Here is a 22,939-nt window from a genome sequence, read left to right as displayed (position 1 = left end):
AGAATCATCAATCTGTTGATCAAAGCATCGATTATTATTCAATTTTTACCCTAGTTGAACATTTAGAATTTATTCTTATAAAAATGTATATCTCAAATTAATATTCAGCTTCATCTACAGGTAATTCAATCACACTATTTAGTGCCGATTCGATTCGATCCCCCTCACCACTTTCAGTGGTAGATAACCGTAATAATGGGAGTGATATCTTAGCTAAAATATTGTTTTTGTGGTTATCTCTAATTTTCTGTTTCTCATTAAGCTCATGAAATTCATACCCGTCTACTTCTATCGCCAAAATTGGTAGCATATCGAGCTTATTAAACAATAAAAAATCAATATGAGTATTTGGGTGGCTAGCAAAAATTTTTTCTTCTGTGTTGAGTACTGAAGAATCATTAATTAATAAGCTTAAAGTGTAATTTCTCCGATATGAAAAAGAGCTATAAAATTTTTGCTTTAAAATATCATCTAACAGAGTAGACATTAGATCTTCAGATAAATAATCAGAGGATCTTTTTACTTTTTTCATAAATGAAGTTAAAGCATATGAATATTCTTTATATAAACAGTCGAAAATTGATATAGTTTTACTTTCAAAAATGCAAGGTGACAGTGATTGATACTCTATATGTCGCAGTAAGTCACCTATGTTAGAACCTTGCTTTTTTAGTACGTTTTGAGACGTAACTAAAGTAAATCGCTTTTTAGCTCTAGAAACAGCTACATTTAGAAGATTTGGCTTATCCATATATGCGGTTAATCTGTTTGCTGTTGCACTAAATATTATGCTTTCTTTCTCTCTACCTTGAAATTTATGAACCGTATCGGCTGCTATATCTTTTACTGAAAAACGTAATGAAGCTTGATCAGCCTGCGCTCTATATGGAGAAATAAAACCTATTTCATCAACCTCTGATAATTTTAATTCATCACTTAAAATTTCATTATTGATAACATCTAACTCTCTAATATTAATAAAACCACTACCGGAAGGTGGCTTTCTCGCATGGTTACCTTTTTCCGTTTTGATGACTTTGAAAGGGTCAGTTGAAGAAGATGTCATTGTGATTAACTGACCGTCGTAATATTTTTGATTACAAAAGTCGATAATTCTAGGGTGGCAACGATAATGTTCTTTTAAAAGTGTTTTAGGTACTAAAGGAAACAGTTTATCTAGTGAAGATAATAGGCTTTCGTGAAAGTAACTATAACCATTCATTATATTATATTGTTGGTCTATAGAGCTGCTTAATGAACCGTCAGGTATGTGTGGAAGCTGTTTTAAATCACCAACGACGACAATGTTTTTGGCACATGACATCGATAGAAAGCCCGTTAATAAATCTACCTGCGATGCTTCGTCAACAATTAAATAATCAAATAGCTCGGCTTCACTTTTGTTGTTAATAATTGAATCAGTAGTGCTAAGCACTACAGGGTATCGATTAACAAACTCTTCGAATGCTTCTTGGCTTCTTTTATAAGACTTTTCGTCTAAATCACTATCTTTAATTGACTGGTATTTTTGTGCTATGAACGATTTAAAAAGGGTGTTAGATAGCTGTGTTTGTCTTTGTACAAGGCTTTCAAAATCCTCTTGAATAAGAAGCTGCTCTAAGCTATTTATTTCTTGATTTAATTCAATTGTTTTACGTTGATAATATTCGCTAATGATGCTTTTAAATATATTTTCGTTTAATAGTCTTAAATCAGCAAATTTGTAGATTTTATATCTATATAACCATTTAAATTTTGTTAACCAGCTTAATTTTTCAAATTGAGAGTGGTACTTAAAATCAGCTAAAAAACTTAAAAGGTTAGGGGTATTCCATTTAGTCATAAATGAAAAACGTTTGATGTTTAAAGGCCTAATATCAAAATGTTTATCGAAATATTGCTTTTCTATATCTAGTCGCACTAGAGTTTCTTTAAGAACTGCCAATGCATTGTTAGCTTCTAGTAACTGAGTTGTTTGACTACTTATTTGGTTTAATTGATTTCTAAGGTGATAAACAGTGTTGCTGTCCATTGACCAACCTTTAAATTCAGGTAGATCTCCTTTAACACTAAAAAATTGCTTTTGTGAATCCTTATTACCTAGCCTTGCAGCGATAAAGCTTATTTGCTCTTTCTCTAATTTCTCAAAAACATTATCAATTGCGGAATTGTTACCTGCTACCACAGCAACGTTTTTTCCTTGTATGATTATGTTGGTAATTATGTTGAGAATAGTTTGCGTTTTGCCTGTGCCGGGAGGACCCTGTATCAGGCTAATTTGACTTTCCAAGGCATTAATAACTGCTCTTTGTTGTGAAGGATTTATACCGAAAGGAAATATAGGATAGGTTGTTATTTTTTCATGCTTTGCTGGCGCTAGCGTAACAAAGTTACTAATGACACATTCAGGTTGGATGGCACTTAGTTTTTTATCGTAATATAAATTTAAATGTGATGTTTTATTTTCAAGTGATTTAGCTAAAAAGTTGTAGTAATCAATTAATTTTTTTGTATCTTCATATTCTGCAATATTAGGGACTAATTCGATGTTTTTAGTTAGTTCTATTCTTTTCTCTTTGTCATTAAATAAACATACGTAAATTCCAAAAGACAGCGCAAAATTCCACTTATGGGTACCTCGACTCTTAATACGGACGAGGTTTTTATTTAGTTCTATTGTTTTAGGTTGCTCAAAATATTGCACTTTATCTTTATTATAAGCGTACACCTTATCGCTTTTGCCAAAGTAAACCTCGTATTTATTTCTATTTTCAACAATTGAGGAAATTTCTTTTGTTTTATCCAGCCAGCTGTTCGATTGGAATACTAATATTAAAAATTTGCTTTCATCCATGATTAGTTAAAATACTACCTTAAGTTTAATCCTGAACGAGAACTGATATTAAAAGCCATAGAAACCCCTTCATTATTACCTGTTGCTGTAACTGTTATATTAGTATCTTTATTAGCTCCTAAGTTATCACTTGAGCCGTATATTACAGGTTTATTCTTAAAATCTTCATAGCTAAGTTGCTCTGGTGATGAAGAACACACAATAGTATAGTTGGCTGACATCTTAGTGCATTTAGCTTTTACTCCGTTCTTATCGGTAATTATTATTTCATGCTTAAATGTCCATTCACCATGATGTTTAGAGCCACCATATATCACTTCAACATCAACTACGTTGCTTTCTTTAATATTGTGAGTTGAAGATGATGAAATCAAATGATAAACAAAATCTGAAATTAACAATCTCTCATTTGTATCAGTTAAAACTGTGCTTTCTAGCGAATATTCAACTTTTTCAGCATCTTCCATAAAGGTTACATTGAAGTCTATGTCGTCAATTGTTGTTGAATTTAGTATTAACCTCACATCTCTAGCTTTATTTAAGAATGATGGCCATGACTGGCTTAATGCTTGACCAAAAGATATAGCGTCAATTTGCATTTTTTCTGCAAATTTTTGTGCAGATACAGTAAATCCTGATTTTGAAACAATTACTATTTTTTGGATGCCGACGTTTTTATGTTTAGTAATTAACTGTTCAATTACTGACACACCAATTGGGCGTGATTTAGCCGTGCACTCTATACCTATTGTAAGTTTATAAGGGCCTGAGTTATCTTCAATTAATATGTCTATTTCTCGGTCTTGCTCGGAAACAGGGTCGTACAACATTTTTGACTCTGTAACAATTGCATTAGATGATGCTAAGTGCTTATTGATAGCAAGTACAAGCTTTTGATATTCGTTAGTTCTTTTAGGCACGTTACAACTGCTCCTACTAAATTCCTAAAATTAACTTCCATGGTAAGTGCCAAAGAAAAAGGGCTATTACAATTATAAATAAGGTGCAGCACATGACATAAAACCAATTTAAACACGACTTTTGATAATCATGCCTATTATCTAAGTCGGTTATCATGTCTTGAATTTTTTCGTACTGCTCACTGTATTGATGTTTTAATCGGTTCATTTGACTAGTGAATTCTGATTTCAATGCTTTTGATTCTTAATCAACATTATCATCATTGCTGAGTATGGACTTCCCAGCTTTCACTAGACAGTTTTTAACTCAGAATAGTACGCTTCCTCAAATTTAGCAGGTGAAACACCGCCTGTATGTGAGTGGCGCTTTTTTGGATTGTAAAACATTTCTATAAAATTGAAAATCTCAGCTTTCGCATCTTCGCGTATCGAGTATATCTTACGCTTAACTATTCGCTTTTTAATTGTCGCAAAAAAGCTTTCAGCAACCGCATTATCATGACAGTTCCCAGCGCGGCTCATTGAAGGCACAAGGTTATGTTCCTTCATAAATACGAGATAGTCAGCGCTACCGTATTGACTACCTTGATCACTATGTACCATTACCTCAGCCTTCGGTTGACGTTGATATACAGCCATCAACAGTGCGTTTATAACAAGGTGCTTGTCCATATTTTTATCCATCGACCAACCCACAATACGCCTAGAGAATAAGTCCATTACTGTCGCCACATATAAAAAACCTTCATAAGTTCTTATGTAAGTTATGTCGCTAACCCTGGATTGATTCGGTGCTGGCAGGTTAAATTGGCGCGCTAATAAGTTATCTGCAATCCGCGATGTCTTTCCGCCTTTAATATGGCGACGCTTATACCCAATTTGCGTTTTAAGCTTATGTTGTCGCATAATCTTAGCGGCACGGTTTACGCTACATTGCTCACCGGCTTCACGCAAGTCTGCATGTATCCAAGGGCTACCATATGTGCCGCCACTGGCTACATAAAATTCTTTAATCAGTTTCAACAAACGATTATCTTCAAGCGCTCTATCGCTTAAAGGCTTTTCTAACCACGCATAAAAACCACTGCGATGCAGTTTAAAAAGGCGGCACATCGTCGTAATGGAAAACTCATCTTGGTGATAACGAATGAAGCCGTACTTTACTCGGGGTTGCTGGCAAAGTACCTTGCGGCCTTTTTTAAAATATCCCGTTCCTCCGTTACACGTTTCAATTGCGCTTCTAATTTAGCGATCTTCAATTTTTCAATCGGATGATTGAACGGCTTTAGGTTTATCTGATAACTGGCTCCGCAGTGATATAACGTTTAGTAGAAATATCTAATCGTTCAGCGACTTCTGCGACTGAATATCCGCGCTCAGTAATTTGTTTAACAGCCGCTTCTTTAAACTCTTGGGTATACCGTTCGCCTTTGCTCATAAAACACTTCTTTTTAGAAGTTACAATGTAACTCATTGGGTGTCTAGCAAACTATGGGAAGTCCAATAAATAACAAACAGGTGTGAAAGCCATGAATAATAAAGGGTAGATAAAATATTGGTGCAAGTGAAAATTGATTGAGAATTTAGCCAAGCGGTAGATACAAAAAAGCCCAGCTAATGCTGGGCTTATCTGATAAATGGTGCCGACTAACCGAGTCGAACGGTTGACCTACTGATTACAAGTCAGTTGCTCTACCAGCTGAGCTAAGTCGGCACACTAAAACAAAAAGCCTTGCATGAGCAAGGCTTTATATAAATGGTGCCTCGACCCGGAATCGAACCAGGGACACGAGGATTTTCAATCCTCTGCTCTACCAACTGAGCTATCGAGGCACTTAAACAGTGCTAATTAAATGCTATCAAAACACTTAACTAAAATAAATGGTGCCGACTAACCGAGTCGAACGGTTGACCTACTGATTACAAGTCAGTTGCTCTACCAGCTGAGCTAAGTCGGCACACAAAACTGTGTGCTAAGGCACTTTATCAATTTTAAAGATTGATAACTTTTTTGTAAATGGTGCCTCGACCCGGAATCGAACCAGGGACACGAGGATTTTCAATCCTCTGCTCTACCAACTGAGCTATCGAGGCACTTAAACAGTGCAAGTGAACTGCTCTAAGCATTTCACTTTTATAAAATGGTGCCGACTAACCGAGTCGAACGGTTGACCTACTGATTACAAGTCAGTTGCTCTACCAGCTGAGCTAAGTCGGCACACAAAACTGTGTGCTAAGGCACGCGTAAAAATGTTTAAATAAATATCTAAACACCATTACTTTAATAAATGGTGCCTCGACCCGGAATCGAACCAGGGACACGAGGATTTTCAATCCTCTGCTCTACCAACTGAGCTATCGAGGCACTTAACAGTGCTTATTAGTAATCACAACGGATTAATAATTCGACTCCCACATAGCTTTACTGACTGAGCTATCTGGGCGTGCGGCGTATTAAACGAGTTTTACCCTTACAAGTCAACTTTTTTTTTATCCTTTGCAACTGTTTGAACGGTTTTCAAACAACTAACAACAAATCTCGTTCATACCGTGCATTTATTCAACAAAAGAGTTTAAAAAACGTAGTGAATTATTTTTTTTAGGTGTTACGATTAGTCAATAGCTTTCGGTACAGGCTTACCGTTTTAATAAAACCACGATAGGAAAACTCATGCAGAGTAAGTTCTCTTCAGCAATAAAGGGCCTACTACCTATATTTTTAGTTAGTAACCTTATAATTTCCACATTATTTATAGTCGCCTATTCGCTTTACTCACAAAGCAATGCTGAGAACAATGAACTTCCCCAACCCTCTACTATTGCACTCACAAAACTTGCTGAACGCCTTGAGCAGCCCATTGTTGAAGCACTAACAACATACGGGCAAAACAAAGCCAAATTACTTCTTGATATTGCAAGCTTACTCAATAATGACTTTAAATATACTCTGCATCGTTTTAATGCAAATAATAAAGCCGAGTTAGTTTATAGCAACAATAGTATAGTGATTGCACCTTTAGCTGTTAGCAAATACATTAAAGAGCAAAATACTCTGCATCATTTAATCTCATCAGAGGGACAAGTAATTGCTGAACTTATCATTGAGCAGAAACAACCTTTAATTTCATCATCGACACAAAATTTATCAATGAGTGCATATCTTGCCGCTATTGTTGCTCTGATCGCATTGTTTGCATTCGCTATAGCGTTTAATAAGTACATTAAAAAACGACTACATAAAAATACCGATTCTCTCACTCAAGAACTCAAGGCTATTACACAAAATGATAATTATCAAAGCACGCTTGATGAGCAACTTGATGGAGGGTTAGAAACCGTTGCTCAACAAATTAATTTATTGCTGAAAAAAGTAAGTATGGTTCTAGCTGACGACCAAGCTGCACAAAAAGAATTAAAAAGGCTACAAACCAGTCTGGAAACAGAAGTACAAAGCAGAACATTTGAATTAGAAAAACAAACTCAAAAAGCGTTAAAGGCGAGTGAAACTAAAACCACCTTTTTAGCCACCATGAGTCATGAAATAAGAACACCAATGAATGGTGTTATTGGCACCATTGATTTACTTCGCCAAACAGAGCTTGATGGTGCTCAGCAACGCCTTAGTACTATTATTCGTGAATCCGCATTTTCGCTACTGAGTATTTTAGATGATATTTTAGATTTTTCTAAAATTGAGGCTGGAAAGCTCAACATAGATCCTGTTCCGTTTTCTATTGCAGATACACTAGAAGAAGTAGCCAAGGTATTATCGTCGGTTGCTAAAAACCGTCATTTAGAACTCGATTTATCAATTGCACCCGATATTCCTAATAACCTTATGGGCGACTCAGGCAGGGTTCGCCAAGTGCTATATAACTTGTGTAGTAATGCCATTAAATTTACTAGCACCAATGGTACAACGAAGGGGAAAGTAAGAATATCAGTAGAGGTAGCAAATAACACCGCCGATCACTTTACATTGCGTTTTTGTGTAAGTGATAACGGTAAAGGAATGAGCCAATCTCAGTTAAGAAAAATTTTCAACCCGTTCACTCAAGCAGAAAGCTCAATTACGCGAGAGTTCGGTGGAACAGGGCTTGGTCTTTCAATTTGTAAAAGCTTAACCGAGCTAATGCTTGGTACTATACATGTAACAAGCCATGAAGGGATTGGAAGTGAATTTACCGTTGAACTGCCTTTTTCAACTGCAGGTAAAACTGAATTTGCCCATAAAAATACACTTAATGGTAAACATGTCATTATTGTCAGCAGCGACGCAGAGCGCGGTAAAGTAATTTATCGTTACTTGTCATTTATGGGGGCTAAAATAACCTATGCTCATGAACAACAAGATGTAGAAGCTCACCAAGATGCCAAGGATATTATTTGGGTTGTTGATGGCATTGAAGACATGAATAGTATTAGTACCTTACTAAGAAGTTTACTTTACTCACTAGAAGATAATAACCAGCAAATGGTGGTATTAAGTAAATTAGATGAAGCAGTAATTAATCATAAAAGTATTTTTTATATTAATGCTTCTCCATTATGTAAATCTAACTTCATGCTTTCAATTTTGGTGGCTGCAGGTTTGCATAAACCTAAGCAAGTTAAAAAAGCCAGAACGATGAATCACTACCTAAACTCAGAAGAAGCGCTGGCAGCAAATAGGCTAGTATTATTGGTAGAAGATAACCTATTAAATCAAGAGGTACTCACCGAACAATTACATATACTAGGGTACAGTGTAGAGGTGGCTAATAACGGTGAAGAAGGCCTAGATATGTGGCGTAAAAATAGCTACTCGCTCATTTTAACCGATTTACATATGCCAAAAATGTCTGGCTACGATATGGTTGAAAAAATTAGAGAAGAAGCGTCATTGCTCGAATCGATTGACGCACAACCTTATATTATTGCTGTTACTGCCAATGCTCTAAAAGGAGAGAGAGAGCGATGTTTAGCTGTAGGTATTAACGACTTTATTACTAAACCTATTGAGTTAAATGCACTTGAGGACACATTAAAGCAATGGAATGACTTATATAGCAAACAACCACAACAGGTGAATTCGACCGAAAAACCAATCATGCCTATTGATATGGAGTCAGCGAATAAGTATATAAATGGCGATGACGCTAAAATAATCCGCTTTTTTAAAATGTATTTAGAGCAGAGCCAAGAACAAATTAAAGCGATTAACTTCGCGGTGCTGCAAAGCAATAAAGCTGAAATTTTATCCGCTTGCCACCAATTAAAATCTATATCGAAGACAGTAGGAGCTAACATTGTTGCTGATTTAGCGCAGTCATTTGAAGATAAGTGTAAAAGTGATGAAATAAAAGCTGATGAATTAATTAAGATGAGAGATGAGCTTGAAATTGAATATTCAAGAGCAGCACAGTTTTTAAAAGAACAAATTAGAAACAACGATCAGCAAGATGACTTGATTTAACTAAAATATTCATCGGTATACACAATATAAAAAAGGGCTTATAGCCCTTTTTTATTAATTATCCTAAGCACAGTTAATTTATTTTTCTACTGGCTTATAACCTTCAATCTCAACTTCTTTACCTTCAAACAAAAAGCCAACCATTTGCTCTTCTAAAAAAGTACGATGCTCTGGATCCATCATGTTTAAATGCTTTTCGTTGATCAGCATAGTTTGTTTATGCTGCCATTGCCCCCAGGCTTCTTTAGAAATATTATTAAAAATTTTCTCACCAAGTTCACCAGGGTATAACTGAAAACCAAGGCCTTCGGCCTCTTTTTGTAACTTTTGACAAAATACTGTACGTGCCATGATTCTTCCCCTTAATGCTAAATATAACGCTATTCTATACTATTGCCGTAATTTGTTTAACCAACTTTTTAGTCGGTGCCGCTAACCCTACTTCTATTGATTGATCGAGTGGATACCACACCAGCTGCTTGTCATTAACAACATCCGGGGCTTTCTCAATATTAAGTACATGCGGGTTAATCGTCAGCTCAAAATGTGAAAATACATGAGTAAAAGGCGTTACTTCATTAAGGTCACTTTTAAGCCCTTGTTGCGCTAAAAAAGTTTCGAGCTCGCTGTACTCATTAAATTCAAAAAATCCAAATAATCCGCCCCAAATACCACTGTTCGGGCGCTTTTCCATGAGCACTTTGTCGTTATGCTTGATAATTAACTGGTGGCAGCTTTTTTTAGGCACTACTTTTTTAGGCTTAGAGTGAGGAAACTCCTTAACTTTACCAGCGTTAAACGCACCACAACGGCTATTTAATGGGCATGCCTCACAATCAAAGCGACTGCGCGAACATAAGCTTGCACCTAAATCCATCATAGCTTGATTAAACTCTGTAACATTATTTTTAGGAGTGAGTTGTTCACTTAAATGCCAAAGCTGATTTTCTACTTTTTTAACTCCATACCAACCTTCAACCATGAAAAAACGAGCAAGCACTCTTTTAACATTGCCATCAAGAATAGGGTGATGCTGCCCCAAAGATAATGATAAAACAGCCCCCGCAGTAGAGCGCCCTATTCCGGGTAAATCCATTACTTCTTCAAGCGTGCTAGGAAACTGACCTTGGTATTTATCTCGAACTATTTTAGCGGTTTTATGTAAATTACGTGCACGAGCGTAATAACCTAAACCTGTCCAATGATGCAAAACCTGATCTTCATCAGCATTTGCTAAAGCAATAATATCGGGAAAGCTTCGCATAAACTTTTCAAAATAAGGAATAACAGTGACAACCTGAGTTTGCTGTAACATCACCTCAGATACCCACACTTTATAAGGCGTTTTAGCTAATTGCCATGGTAACGTTTTGCGCCCATGAAGGTGATACCAGTCAACTACTTGGTTGGAAAACCAATCTGACTGCTGTTTTTTTAAATCCAACATATTTACTTTTTTACTAATGCTCAATGGCGGCTCAGTCTATTGTAGTGACTGAAAAGATCAAGCTATAACGCCCTAATGCTTGTCAACCTAGCGCTGGTCAGGGATAATACGCAACCATTTTTAAACACATTGTTTTGTCAGGCCAATAATATGAGTGAATCAAGTAACAACAACCTTGAGCAAGCTAAGCAAGAAGGTAAGTATATCCGCACTATTCGCAGTTTTGTAAAACGCGAAGGTCGATTAACCAAAGGCCAAGCTGCTGCAATCGAAAAATGCTGGCCAACAATGGGGCTTGAGCATAAAAACGGCCTACTTGATTTAAGCGAAGTTTTTGGCAATGACAATGATGTAGTCCTAGAAATTGGTTTTGGTATGGGCAAGTCATTGGTTGAAATGGCAAAAAATGCACCACATCTTAACTTTATTGGCATAGAAGTTCATCGCCCAGGCGTTGGCGCATGTTTAATGGATGCTGACGAAGCTGGCGTTACTAATCTGCGTGTGTTTGAACACGATGCAGTAGAAGTTCTTGCTGATTGTATAAGCGATGAAAGCTTATCAACCTTACAATTATTTTTCCCTGATCCATGGCACAAAAAGCGTCACCACAAGCGTCGCATTGTACAAACTGAGTTTGCTGAAAAACTTCGCTCTAAATTAAAAATCGGTGGCGTATTTCACATGGCAACCGATTGGGAAAACTACGCAGAGCATATGTTAGAAGTGATGCAAGCAGCCCCAGGTTACAAAAACCAATCTGAGACTAACGACTATGTCCCCCGCCCTGATTTACGTCCATTGACTAAATTTGAACAGCGTGGTCAGCGTTTAGGTCATGGCGTATGGGATTTAATGTTCGAACGTACTAAGTAACCGTTAATTAAATAATTAAGTAAGGTAAAGCCATTTATGAGCGTATTAACCAATCCGAGCCTACTATTACTTCGTAACAGTGAAGAGTTAAAAGGTAAATCAATATTGGTGGTCAACTTTGTTCAAGATGGCTTTTTAAATGAGCTAAAAACGCTCAATCCACAAAGTAAAATAACCGCTTTTAGTTATAATCACGCTAATGGTGAATTTGCAAAAAACATACCGGGTATTGACGTAACCATCAGCCACACAATTAATTCGGGCGATTATGATTTGGTAATACTTTATTACCCTAAATCTAAACCTGAGCTATTAATGGCGTTAGACAACATACGTGCTGTGATAAGCAAAGATGCAGAGCTACTCGTTGTTGGCGAAAACAAGAGCGGTGTTAAGTCAATTGAAAAGCAACTCGCCGGTAAGGCCGAGTTTAGTAATAAAATAGACTCAGCAAAACATTGTGTTTTATTTTCATTTTCAGAACTAACTCTCAATAGCACGTTTGATATTAGTACTTACCATAAAGAGTTTACTGTAAGTGTAAGGGATATTGAGTTTACAGCGGTCAGTATTCCGGGCGTGTTTAATCATGGTGCGCTAGATGCTGGAACGAAAATGCTACTAGAAAATGCTCCTAACTTAAAACACGGAAAAGTCCTTGATTTTGGTTGTGGCGCAGGCCTTATTGCTACTTTTTTAGGTCTAAAAACTCCAGCTCTGACATTTACCTGTAGTGACGTAAGTGCACTTGCAGCCTATGCAACAACACAAACGCTTAAGTTAAATAATGTAAACGGTGAAGCCATACTCAGTGATGGTTTAAATAATATTACTGGCAAGTTTGATTTAATTATTAGCAACCCACCCTTCCATACTGGGATTGCAACTGACTACAGCGTTGCGGAATCTTTTTTAACCCATGCCAAGCAACATTTAACTAAGGCAGGCAAACTGACTATAGTAGCTAATAGCTTTTTAAAATACCCACCTATTTTAGAAACCCAATTTGACAGCTACCACACAGTATTTAAAAACAATAAATTTGCCGTATACAGTAGCTAAAAAAGTTATTAATATCCTGTCAAAACATAAATATGGGCTATTTTAGCCAAATATTTATGTTTTATAAGTAGATTAGCTAAAAATAAAAAGTGTAATTAAGCTAATCTTTTTACTTCACTTTTTTCTGTTTTTGCTAAACTATTACCTATTAGATTCACAATTGACACGGATGACCTTCTCGCAATGCCCAAAACTGTAAAGCAAAATAGCATTCGTAGCATATTGTTTAAAACTATCATGCTTATAACAGCTATCTGTTTGTTATTATCGCTTTCAATTTCTACCTACTTAAGCGCACAAGAGCAAAAAAAACAGCTCATTAGTAAACTTGTGTTGGTATCTGAGATCATTGCATTTGACGCGATGCCCTCATTACTAAATAAAAATAGGCCTGCAGAAGAAAGACGTTTGAAGCTGCTTCAACAAGTATCATCCGTTACAAATTTACATATATATGCCTTAGATGAGCAAACCAATAAACCAGTGTTTTTTACCAGCTTTAATGCCCGAAAATCACCACCTGTCCCTATTAAAACGGACAACATTGATGACTTTGCTGAACCACAAGTTAGCGATGAGTACATTGAGTACATTACCCCAATACTCAATAATGAACAGCTGCTTGGCTATGTCTATATTAGAGGCAGCTTAGATAACTTAAATCAGCTAATAACTAAAAAGATTATAATTGATATCGTTATTATGGCTTTAATACTTATTTTTATTTCTTTGATTATTTTAAGGCTACAAAAAAGGATTGCCAGCCCGATTGAAAACTTAAGCTTGTTGTTGCAAAACATAGCTAAAAAACATAATTACTATGCGCGTGCGCCTTTAACGAACCTCACTGAAATAACTCGGCTTTCTAATAGCTTAAATGTAATGCTTGCACGCACACAAAGGCAAATAGAGCGCCATGAAGAAGATAAACAAGAAATTAAGCAGCTAAACTCAAACCTTGAAGAGAAAGTGAGTCAACGCACTATTGCGCTCAGAGAGGCCAATAAAGAGCTGTTATCTACTCTAGAAAAGATGCATCAATACCAAACTCAAATTGTCGAAAACAAAAAAATGGCTTCATTAGGGCAAATGGTGGCAGGGGTTGCCCATGAGGTAAATACACCAATTGGACTTGGTATTACAGGCTCTACTTTACTGCGAGATAAACTCGCAGAGCTACAGGTTAATTTTCATAATAAATCATTAACCGCGAGTCAATTTGAGCAATTTACTAATGATGGTATTGAAAACTTAGACCTAATCTATAGCAGCTTAAACCGCGTTGCAGAACTTATTTCTAACTTTAAAAAAGTCGCGGTGCTCAAAGATGATGAAATAACCAGCACTGTTAATTTACAACACTTAATTAACGACACGCTACTGTCTATGGGGCAAGAGCTAAAACTTAAAAACCCAAAAGTTCTTATAAATTGTCCAGCAGATTTAACCGTTGAAAGTAAAAAAGGACCACTACAGCAAGTATTCCATCAGCTTATTTTAAATTCCCTGCTGCACGGCTTTGAAGCTGGCGATGACAATGAAGTACAGATTGATATTGTGGTAACGAAAACAAAAACACAAATTACCTACACCGACAACGGGCTAGGTGTTGAAAATAGTATACGAGCAAAAATATTTGACCCATTTGTAACGTCAAAGCGCGGCCAAGGGGCGAGTGGTTTAGGAATGCATTTGGTTTACAATTTAGTGACTCAAGCATTAGCCGGAGAAATTGTGTTAGATACCGAGTATCAGCAAGGCGCCCGATTTATTATTACACTCTAAAAGCGAAAGAACGCTTTTACCCACTTGAATTACAACTTTATGACCATACTAAGACATAACCAACTAAACAGTTGTATCATTAACGCTGTATTTCACACAATTGAGGAACTTAATTGTGTTTTACATATCACATACATTGATGAAAAGTTGGAAAGTGATATAATTCCGTTTTGAATTAGTCTGATTATTTTAAGTATCTTTAGGTGGTTGATGGATGTATCAATTATTAAAGGGAAATGGCTTCGACTCTACAATTCAAATTATACATTCAACGTTAAGTATCAATTAAGCCGCGGTTTTTAATAATACGTCATAGTAGGTTTGGGCACGCAGCTGTTTATATCTAATTTGTTTTTACTTGTTAACATTTAGATATAATCCTATAATTCTAGTAGTCGGCTCTGATAATCATGCCGATTTTATAAATAAAACACACTCCAAAAAGGTTAATTAAAGATGCAAACGCCAGTCATTCTGATCGTAGAGGATGAAGACGTAACTAGACTAAACCTCGTTAGTTTATTTGAAGCTGAAGGTTACAAAGTTATTGAAGCCATTGATGGCGATGATATGCATGATAAGCTTACAAATAACGATGACGTCAATCTTGTAGTTATGGACATCAACCTGCCAGGTAAAAACGGGCTTATTTTAGCTCGCGAATTACGCCAAAAACGCAAAGTTGGTCTTATTTTCTTAACAGGCCGTGACAACGATGTAGACCGTATTTTAGGTCTTGAAATTGGTGCTGATGACTATATTACTAAGCCTTTCAACCCACGTGAATTAACTATTCGTGCACGTAACTTAATTACGCGTACCGCACTAGGTGGTGAAGAATCAGCTATTGAAACCAATGGCGTGATCACCTTTAACGGTTGGGAACTTGACGAAAACAGTCGTTGCCTTACTTCTCCAAATGGAGATGCAAAACGTCTACCGAAAGGGGAATACAGAGCACTGCGTTTAATGCTTGACTCACCAGGTCGTATATTTAGCCGTGAGCAACTAATTAAACACATGACTGGCCGTGAGCTTCGCGCTAACGACCGTACAGTTGATGTTACTATTCGACGTATTCGTAAGCACTTTGAAAGCGACAATTCAACGTCTGAGTTGATCAGCACCATTCATGGTGAAGGTTACCGCTTCATTGGTAAAATCGACAGCTAATTAGTTTTTTATTCTAATTGTTGTAAAAATAAATGAAGGGCCTGTTGTCCTTCATTTATTTTGTCTGCTAATTCATCAAGCCAAACTGTTAATACTTCATCACTTTGTTCCAGCGCACCATGCTCCATTTGCTTTGCATGCAACTGCACATCATTCAGACCTACCGAACCAGCGGCACCTTTTAACTTATGCGCAACGGATTTATATTCTTCTCTGTCTGCTGTTTTTAATGATTCTAATAGCTCATGTTGATATTGCGGATTTAGCTTTTTAAACAACTGACTACTGCGTTTAAATACTTCAACCCCCATCGAGTTTACAAAGTCTTCAATGGTTTCAATATCTAACAAGTCAGTATTTATTTGATTTAACAACTCTTGATTGACTACTCGTTGAGGAGCCTCAATTTGCGACTGTTTAATACCAAAGAGTTCAGCGAGCATATTATCTAATTTGCTAGTATTTATTGGTTTAGCCAACGCTCCTTGAATAGAAATACCCTCAAGCTCTTCTTCAGCACTGCGAACATTGGCGGTAAGTGCCACAATAGGTAGCTGGTTAAAATGGCTTTGTGCGCGTATTTGTCTTGCTACTTCATCGCCATTAATATCAGGCAACTGCATATCAAGCAACACTAAATCTAGGTCATCTTCGGTTTCTACAAACGATAAAGCATCTTCACCTGTTTCAGCCCACAACACTTCATGACCACGTTGTTCTAATAAATTAGTAGCAATTTCAGCATTAAGTGGCACATCTTCCACTAATAAAATATATAAGCTACGCCCTACATAACTATGTTCGGTAGGAGCACTACATAAATTCAGCGGAATTTGAACGGTAAAGCAACTGCCCTCTCCTGGGGTACTATTAACAGTTATAATGCCTTTCATAGCACTTACTAGCGCTTTTGTTACGGCTAAGCCAATACCTGAACCAATCGCATTGGTCCCTTTAAGGTCAGGTGCTTTGTAGTACATATCAAAAATGCGTGTAAGTTGTTCTTGTGGAATCCCTTCTCCGGTATCGAGTATTTTTATAATAAGCCATGGGCCATCTTCACGGTTTTCTCTACCGCAATCTAAGGTGACACTACCGTGCTGGGTAAATTTAACCGCATTATTAATTAAGTTCCATACCACTTGGCGTAAACGAGTGGGGTCAAGTAGAGCATATATATCGAGTGTTCCAGAGCGTTTTACTTCAAAAGAAAGCTCTTTTTGCTCCGCAATGAGGCCTGCAAAGTTAACCACGTCATTAATAAAGTCAGAAACATTAATTTCGTTGGCAGCAATATCTAATTGCTCACGATCTATTTTATCTAAATCTATAATATCGTTAAATATATTACCCAATGTCTCTGCACTTGAAAACACCGTATTACACCAACTACGCTGCTGTTTATTAAGTTCAGTATCCAATAGCATCCGAGTTAAGCCAACGATACCGTTGAGCGGAGTGCGTAATTCATGGCTCAAGGTGGCAATAAATTTCCCTTTATCTTTATAAGCAGTCTCCAGTGCCTGCGCGGCTTCTTTACGGCTGGTAATGTCACGGCCAAAGGCTAGCAAACCAATGTAATCGCCCTGCTCATTTATGAAGGGAAGCTTTCTCAGTTCAAACCATCTTATTTCACCATTTACAGAATATTCTACATCGATAGTTAAACCTTGATGAGTGCGTTCAACCTGCTCATCGGTTCTTAATACTTCAGATAAAAAGTGGCTTGGAAATATCTCTTCTGCGGCTTTGCCAATTAATTCTCCACTGGTTTTGCCCATCACCTCTTCAAACATTTTATTACAACCGGCAAACACCCCATTGTTATCACGGTAATAAAATAAATCTGGTGAGGAGTCTACAATAGAGCGCAGTAACATACCTTGTTGTGCGAGCTCTTGTTGCGTTTTTTTACGCTCTGCAATTTCACGTCTGAGCTCTTCTATTGCCCTATGCTTGGCATGGAAGGCCATTTTACGTTCGTCAATTTCAATGTTTAAACGATTAATATTGTCTTTGAGAGTTTGATTTAAAAGCTTTTCTTGTTTTGTGGCACTATCTAAATAGGCATAAGAGGCATCAAGTTGCCGAATAGAGTTTAGCAGTACGCTAATCACCAGAGGAGAAACAACTGAAGTAAAAAATACTATAGCTAATATATCAACTAAGTTCACTTCTCCAATAGCAACATAGTAAAACATACTCGATAAAACCATCGATACCGTCAGTAATAATGCATAGCAAATAGCTGCAGTTTTAAACTCACCAAAACGAGTTATTGAACTGGAAAGTACTCGAACCCACGGGTTCAAAGAAGAATCTGTCATATATCAGTGTTTCTCTTGGCTAAATGCTTAGTTTTTATAAGTAAGTATGATTAAAAGCTAATTTTAGCATTTTCTATCAGCTATTTTCATGTTGTGCGATAAAAACAGTAAAATTTCATGTTTGCTGTTATTTGCTGCATTTCAGCAATTCTTTATTTAGTGTAAAATGTGATTTTTTAAATATTGCAAATAACGAGTAACGTATCATGCAAACGACTATGCCAGATATTGCTAACACAGCTGCAGCATTACAAACAGGTAAATTAGACTGGGTAGGAATGGCCGATATAGAGCTGCCTTTTATTTTTGAATCTCTTGATTTAGCTCCAGTTACTGTTAATGCAAAAGCTCGCGCTTTTGTTAATTTACACCAAGAAGATGCCAAAGGCATCCACATGTCGCGTCTGTTTTTAGCACTTGATCACCTCTCAACGGAGCAACAGGTCAACCCGCACACTTTAGCACAAGCATTAGATACCTTTATCACCAGCCATAAAGGCTTAAGCGATAAAGCACAAATCGAATTTAAATTTGAATTACCGCTGCGCCGTAAATCATTACTTAGTGGCAAAGCCGGCTGGAAAAGCTACCCAGTTATACTTACCAGTACTATAAACCAAGGTGTTATTAGTTTTGAGCTAAGTGTTGATGTTACTTACTCATCAACCTGCCCCTGCTCTGCAGCCCTTGCTCGTCAACTTATCCAAAATGCGTTTAGCGAAAAGTTTGCTCAAGAAACACTAACTCAATCAGAGGTTTTAGAGTGGCTTGGAACAACTCAAGGCATTGTAGCAACCCCGCATTCACAGCGTTCTATTGCTAATGTTAAAGTAAAGCTAGATCAAAACATTCAAGCGTTTGATGTAGTTAACTTAATAAACTTACTAGAAGATGAGCTTAAAACACCAGTACAAGCCGCGGTAAAACGTGAAGACGAACAAGAGTTTGCTCGTTTAAATGGTCAAAACTTGATGTTTTGTGAAGACGCAGCACGAAAAATTAAAACTACCTTAGAAGCAAAACAGTTTAGCGACTATTTTTTACAAATTAACCACTATGAATCTCTGCATGCGCATGATGCCGTTGCGATTGCAGTAAAAGGTATAGAGGGCGGATACACAGCACTATAAACACCAACGGTATCTAAAATAACCATAACAACTATTTGGGCACATAAATTGCTTTAGAAAAGCAGTGTCAATTTGTTGTTATGGAGTTACCGTATGGAATTCGCTTTATTATTAATATTAGTGCTAGTTGTTGGGGCATCTGTAGTTGCGTCAAAATTTAGTGATGACGGCGGAAACCCTTATCCTTTTACTCGTAAGCAAAGTGTATTTACCCAAGTAGAAGGGGCGTTTCTGAATTTATTAGAACGCGCTGTTGGCGACCAATATAAAATTGTTAGTCGCGTTAAACTAATCGATGTGATTGACTGTAAACAAGGTCTATCTGTCAAATCTAAACGTGCGGCATTGGCTAAAGCAAAAAATAAGCAGCTCGACTTTGTGTTAGTCGACAAAGAAAAAATGACCATAGTGGCTGCGGTTGACTTAGTTAATAATGCCAACAAAGATGGTCACAAAGCACAGCGTGATTGGTTTGTTAACGGTGCATTAGAAGCCGCTGGCATTCCACATATTCGTATGAAAGTAAAGTCAGGCTACCGCCCAAGTGAAGTTCGCGATGCCATTATGTTTAAATTAGGCAAGCCTGCTAAATCACAACCTGCACGCCCGACTCGTACTAGAGTCCATAAGCCTGCGGTATTATCACCTTCTCAAGCAAAAGCACATTCAACCGCCCTTGCTGAAATATAACTACTGAGTTAAAGCAATCTATTAAAGCGAGCATTTTAAATGACTCGCTTTTTTGTTTTTTATAGCAGACTTCACGTATAATCAGGCTATTCAAACTTAGGAATTTAACACTATGAATGTTGGTATTATTGGCGCCATGGAGCCAGAAGTTAAAATTTTGCGCGAAGCGATGCAAAATCCACAGGTTTTAACCAAAGCAGGCTTTACATTTTATACTGGTGAGCTTGCTGGTAATACTGTTACTTTAGTGCAATCAGGCATTGGTAAAGTTGCTTCAACTATTGCAACCACTTTACTTATCGATAACTTTAAGCCTGATTGTGTTATTAACACAGGCTCTGCCGGTGGTTTCGACCCTTCGCTTAACGTTGGCGATGTAGTGATTTCATCAGAAGTTCGTCATCACGATGTAGATGTAACAGCGTTTGGTTACGAAATTGGCCAAGTACCACAAATGCCTGCAGGCTTTACAGCACACCCTAAGCTAGTAGAAGCCGCCGAACAAACAATTGCACAAATCAGCGAAGTAAAAACGCTTGTTGGTTTAATTTGTACTGGTGACTCATTTATGTGTGACCCTGTTCGTATTGAAAAAACACGCAATGACTTCCCTACAATGCTAGCAGTAGAAATGGAAGGTGCGTCAATTGCACAAACGTGTTTTGCACTTAACACACCATTTGTTGTTATTCGCTCAATGTCTGATATTGCTGGCAAAGAGTCACCGCAATCATTTGAAGAGTACTTAGAAACAGCCTCTATTAATTCATCAAAAATGGTTGTGGCATTACTAGAAAAGTTAACAGCGGTTACGCTGTAAATGCTCAATAATATTGTTCAAAATCATTTGGACTTTATTGTATTTATTTGTGCGCTCCTAGCTGAGCGCTTTTTACCTTTAGTTAGCTGGTATCACCCTAATCATATACTTTCTGCCATTTTTAACGCAATTGGCCAGCGTGTTTATAAAAAAGCAGACAGCAAACAATATCATTATTTAGCCGCTTTACTAGCAAGCACACTTGTTCTAACTGTGATTATGATTATTGTGGTTTTACTGCTGGAGTTTGCCTTTTACCCTGAACTACTATCCGGTCTTATTTTATACTTGTGCCTAGAAAGCAGTAGCATAAATAAAAAAGCGATACGTATTGCGAAATTGACCAAAAAAAATCAAAAATCAACTGCTCGAGAATTATTAAAACCACTAGTAGCCCGAGAAGTTAAGGCACTTTCAAACCCAGGGATTATTAAAGCGGTTATGGAAAGTGTCATACTAAGAACGGCCCGTCATTATTTTGTAGTTATTTTCATTTTTTTACTATTGGGCCCCATTGCTACTCTCGCCTACCGCTTGCTTACCTTAATCCAACAAGCGTGGCGCACTGATATAGCTCCCGACAGTTCTTTTTTGACGCCGCTTAAACTGATTCTTTTTATTATTGAATACATTCCCATTCGGTTACTCGCGCTGACAATAGCTTCACTTAAAGCCAGTAAAAAAAGCATGCATTATATTAAGCATTATGGCCGACATTTTTATCAAAAAAATACAGGTTGGTTATTAAGTGTGTGCTCTGCATCTTTAGGTGTGCAACTTGGTGGGCCTGCTATTTATATTGAGCAGCGTTTCAATAAAATGCGGGTCGGTGTAGAACGCTTGCCAATTGCCGATGATATGCCAAAGCTACTCAATACCCTAAATCAAGCCCGTTTTTTTTGGCTACTAATTATTATTAGCGTTGAAATTATTAGGGCTGTTCTAACTTTTTGATCAGTTATAAAAAAACCAGCCGAAGCTGGTTTTTATAATCTCTGAAACTTTAGGCTACAGTAATATTTGCAAACTTACGTTTACCTACTTGGTAAATAGCGGTTGTTCCTTTTGCTACTTCCAATTTGGTATCGGTAATTTTTTCTTCGCCATTAAGCTTTACTGCGCCTTGTTTGATCATACGCATGGCCTCTGAAGTACTCGCCACTAAGCCAGCTTCTTTTAGTAAGTTAGCAATTAAAATAGTGTCTTCATCAATATTAACTGTCAGCTCTGGAATTTCATCAGGTAGTGCTTTTTTCTGAAAGCGCTGAATAAAGTCATCATGAGCAGCTTGCGCATCGGCTTCACTGTGAAAACGTGCAATTAACTCTTTCGCTAATTCAATCTTAATATCGCGCGGGTTAGTGCCTTGCTCTACACGCTGTTTTTGCGCTGCAATTTGCTCAATAGAAAGGCTACTTAGCAAGTCATAGTAACGCCACATTAGTACATCACTAATTGACATGATTTTACCAAACATGTCGCTAGGCGTATCAGTAATACCTATGTAGTTTCCTAGTGACTTTGACATTTTCTGAACGCCATCAGTCCCTTCAAGTAAAGGCATCATTAGTACGGTTTGTGGTTTTTGACCTTCATCTTTTTGCAGCTCACGACCCATTAATAGGTTAAAGCGCTGATCAGTTCCACCTAGCTCAACATCAGACTCAAGTGCGACTGAATCCCAGCCCTGCACTAGTGGGTATAAAAACTCATGGATTGCGATAGATTGACCGCCAGCATAGCGCTTTTTAAAGTCATCACGCTCAAGCATGCGTGCCACAGTTTGGCGAGCTGCTAATTTTATCATTCCAGCCGCGCCCAATGTCTCCATCCAGGTAGAGTTAAAAGCGACGGTTGTTTTAGCTGGGTCTAAAATTTTGAAAACCTGTTCTTTATAGGTTTCAGCATTAGCAAGCACATCATCACGAGTCAGTGGCTTACGGGTAACATTTTTGCCCGTTGGGTCGCCTATCATACCGGTGAAGTCACCAATTAAGAAAATAACCTCATGACCTAAATCTTGAAAGGTTTTCATTTTATTAATTAGTACAGTGTGACCTAGGTGCAAATCTGGAGCCGTAGGATCGAAACCAGCTTTAATTTTTAGCTTTTTCCCCGACTTTAATTTTTCAACTAACTCATCTTCAATTAATATCTCTTCTGCACCGCGTTTTATCTCTGCTAGAGCGGTTTGTAAATCCACTGTGTGTTACTCCAAAAAATTCTGACAACGAAGGGGTGTAATATGCTCACGATTTATTGTTAGCGCGTTATAACAAAGCAAATAAAACTATTTAGCTAACATAACAAATTTCCACTTAATTAGAACAACTTTTTTAACTAATCGCAGCATCAACTATAATGCAGGGCGTACGTTCTAAAAAGGGATATAAACGAGCG

General features: G+C 37.3%; 15 protein-coding genes, 6 tRNA genes and 1 pseudogene. 9 read left to right on the top strand and 13 right to left on the bottom strand.

Annotation, left to right across the window (positions count from 1 at the left end):
- Window positions 1–97: 97 nt before the first annotated feature.
- The 9 genes and pseudogenes from FHG08_RS06805 to FHG08_RS06765 all read right to left on the bottom strand — a co-directional run bounded on the left by FHG08_RS06805 (window position 98) and on the right by FHG08_RS06765 (window position 6,139).
- Complete coding sequence (locus FHG08_RS06805) at window positions 98–2,854, bottom strand: AAA domain-containing protein (protein WP_178955109.1); 2,757 nt, start codon at window positions 2,852–2,854, stop codon at window positions 98–100.
- 14 nt (window positions 2,855–2,868) lie between these two features.
- The gene (locus tag FHG08_RS06800; RefSeq protein ID WP_178955107.1) at window positions 2,869–3,774 is read right to left on the bottom strand and encodes a restriction endonuclease; all 906 of its coding nucleotides are present in this window, start codon (window positions 3,772–3,774) and stop codon (window positions 2,869–2,871) included.
- 291 nt (window positions 3,775–4,065) lie between these two features.
- Window positions 4,066–5,212: pseudogene (locus FHG08_RS06795) on the bottom strand (IS3 family transposase).
- A 200-nt stretch (window positions 5,213–5,412) separates the two neighbouring features.
- Window positions 5,413–5,488, bottom strand: a tRNA-Thr gene (locus tag FHG08_RS06790).
- A gap of 43 nt (window positions 5,489–5,531) precedes the next feature.
- Window positions 5,532–5,607 (bottom strand) — tRNA-Phe (locus tag FHG08_RS06785).
- 49 nt (window positions 5,608–5,656) lie between these two features.
- Window positions 5,657–5,732: transfer RNA gene (locus FHG08_RS06780), tRNA-Thr, on the bottom strand.
- 60 nt (window positions 5,733–5,792) lie between these two features.
- A tRNA-Phe gene (locus FHG08_RS06775) sits at window positions 5,793–5,868 on the bottom strand.
- A 48-nt stretch (window positions 5,869–5,916) separates the two neighbouring features.
- Window positions 5,917–5,992 (bottom strand) — tRNA-Thr (locus FHG08_RS06770).
- Between the two features lie 71 nt (window positions 5,993–6,063).
- Window positions 6,064–6,139, bottom strand: a tRNA-Phe gene (locus FHG08_RS06765).
- Between the two features lie 306 nt (window positions 6,140–6,445).
- On the opposite strand from FHG08_RS06765, the gene FHG08_RS06760 reads away from it, so the two are divergent.
- Window positions 6,446–9,229 (top strand): hybrid sensor histidine kinase/response regulator, encoded by a 2,784-nt coding sequence (locus FHG08_RS06760; protein WP_178955105.1) that lies wholly within the window; start codon window positions 6,446–6,448, stop codon window positions 9,227–9,229.
- 78 nt (window positions 9,230–9,307) lie between these two features.
- Here the strand turns inward: FHG08_RS06760 and FHG08_RS06755 are convergent, their stop codons facing one another.
- The gene (locus FHG08_RS06755) at window positions 9,308–9,580 is read right to left on the bottom strand and encodes an oxidative damage protection protein (protein WP_008110439.1); all 273 of its coding nucleotides are present in this window, start codon (window positions 9,578–9,580) and stop codon (window positions 9,308–9,310) included.
- Window positions 9,581–9,614: 34 nt separating this feature from the next.
- On the bottom strand, window positions 9,615–10,676 hold the full coding sequence (gene mutY / locus FHG08_RS06750; RefSeq protein ID WP_178955103.1) for an A/G-specific adenine glycosylase: 1,062 nt from the start codon (window positions 10,674–10,676) through the stop codon (window positions 9,615–9,617).
- A 150-nt stretch (window positions 10,677–10,826) separates the two neighbouring features.
- Here mutY and trmB point away from each other — a divergent pair, with 150 nt between their 5' ends.
- The 4 genes from trmB (at window position 10,827) to arcA (ending at window position 15,572) form a co-directional block, all read left to right on the top strand.
- Window positions 10,827–11,552, top strand: a complete 726-nt coding sequence (gene trmB / locus FHG08_RS06745; protein WP_010390835.1) for a tRNA (guanosine(46)-N7)-methyltransferase TrmB — start codon at window positions 10,827–10,829, stop codon at window positions 11,550–11,552.
- A gap of 36 nt (window positions 11,553–11,588) precedes the next feature.
- The gene (locus FHG08_RS06740) at window positions 11,589–12,614 is read left to right on the top strand and encodes a methyltransferase (protein WP_178955101.1); all 1,026 of its coding nucleotides are present in this window, start codon (window positions 11,589–11,591) and stop codon (window positions 12,612–12,614) included.
- Between the two features lie 183 nt (window positions 12,615–12,797).
- Window positions 12,798–14,399, top strand: coding sequence for an ATP-binding protein (locus FHG08_RS06735; RefSeq protein ID WP_178955099.1), 1,602 nt, complete (start codon window positions 12,798–12,800; stop codon window positions 14,397–14,399).
- 456 nt (window positions 14,400–14,855) lie between these two features.
- Window positions 14,856–15,572: a two-component system response regulator ArcA gene (gene arcA / locus FHG08_RS06730; RefSeq protein ID WP_008110444.1), complete on the top strand. Its 717-nt coding sequence runs from the start codon at window positions 14,856–14,858 to the stop codon at window positions 15,570–15,572.
- An 8-nt stretch (window positions 15,573–15,580) separates the two neighbouring features.
- Here arcA and arcB read toward each other — a convergent pair whose 3' ends face one another.
- Window positions 15,581–17,899, bottom strand: a complete 2,319-nt coding sequence (gene arcB / locus FHG08_RS06725; protein ID WP_178955097.1) for an aerobic respiration two-component sensor histidine kinase ArcB — start codon at window positions 17,897–17,899, stop codon at window positions 15,581–15,583.
- 206 nt (window positions 17,900–18,105) lie between these two features.
- Between arcB and folE2 the strand changes: the two genes are divergently transcribed.
- From folE2 to FHG08_RS06705, 4 genes are all read left to right on the top strand, one after another.
- On the top strand, window positions 18,106–19,029 hold the full coding sequence (gene folE2, locus FHG08_RS06720; RefSeq protein ID WP_178955095.1) for a GTP cyclohydrolase FolE2: 924 nt from the start codon (window positions 18,106–18,108) through the stop codon (window positions 19,027–19,029).
- A gap of 93 nt (window positions 19,030–19,122) precedes the next feature.
- The gene (locus tag FHG08_RS06715) at window positions 19,123–19,719 is read left to right on the top strand and encodes a DUF2726 domain-containing protein (RefSeq protein WP_138604940.1); all 597 of its coding nucleotides are present in this window, start codon (window positions 19,123–19,125) and stop codon (window positions 19,717–19,719) included.
- A 112-nt stretch (window positions 19,720–19,831) separates the two neighbouring features.
- Window positions 19,832–20,539: a 5'-methylthioadenosine/S-adenosylhomocysteine nucleosidase gene (gene mtnN, locus FHG08_RS06710; RefSeq protein WP_138604939.1), complete on the top strand. Its 708-nt coding sequence runs from the start codon at window positions 19,832–19,834 to the stop codon at window positions 20,537–20,539.
- Window positions 20,540–21,493: a regulatory signaling modulator protein AmpE gene (locus tag FHG08_RS06705; protein ID WP_178955093.1), complete on the top strand. Its 954-nt coding sequence runs from the start codon at window positions 20,540–20,542 to the stop codon at window positions 21,491–21,493.
- A gap of 49 nt (window positions 21,494–21,542) precedes the next feature.
- On the opposite strand, the gene tyrS is transcribed toward FHG08_RS06705, so the two are convergent.
- On the bottom strand, window positions 21,543–22,742 hold the full coding sequence (tyrS, locus tag FHG08_RS06700; protein ID WP_178955091.1) for a tyrosine--tRNA ligase: 1,200 nt from the start codon (window positions 22,740–22,742) through the stop codon (window positions 21,543–21,545).
- Between the last annotated feature and the right edge of the window lie 197 nt (window positions 22,743–22,939).

The sequence above is a fragment of the Pseudoalteromonas sp. Scap03 genome, assembly GCF_013393115.1.
In the GTDB taxonomy this organism is placed as follows: Bacteria; Pseudomonadota; Gammaproteobacteria; order Enterobacterales; family Alteromonadaceae; genus Pseudoalteromonas.
The sequence above is the reverse complement of the archived record's forward strand: the minus strand, read 5'-3'. Positions and strand labels throughout refer to the sequence as shown.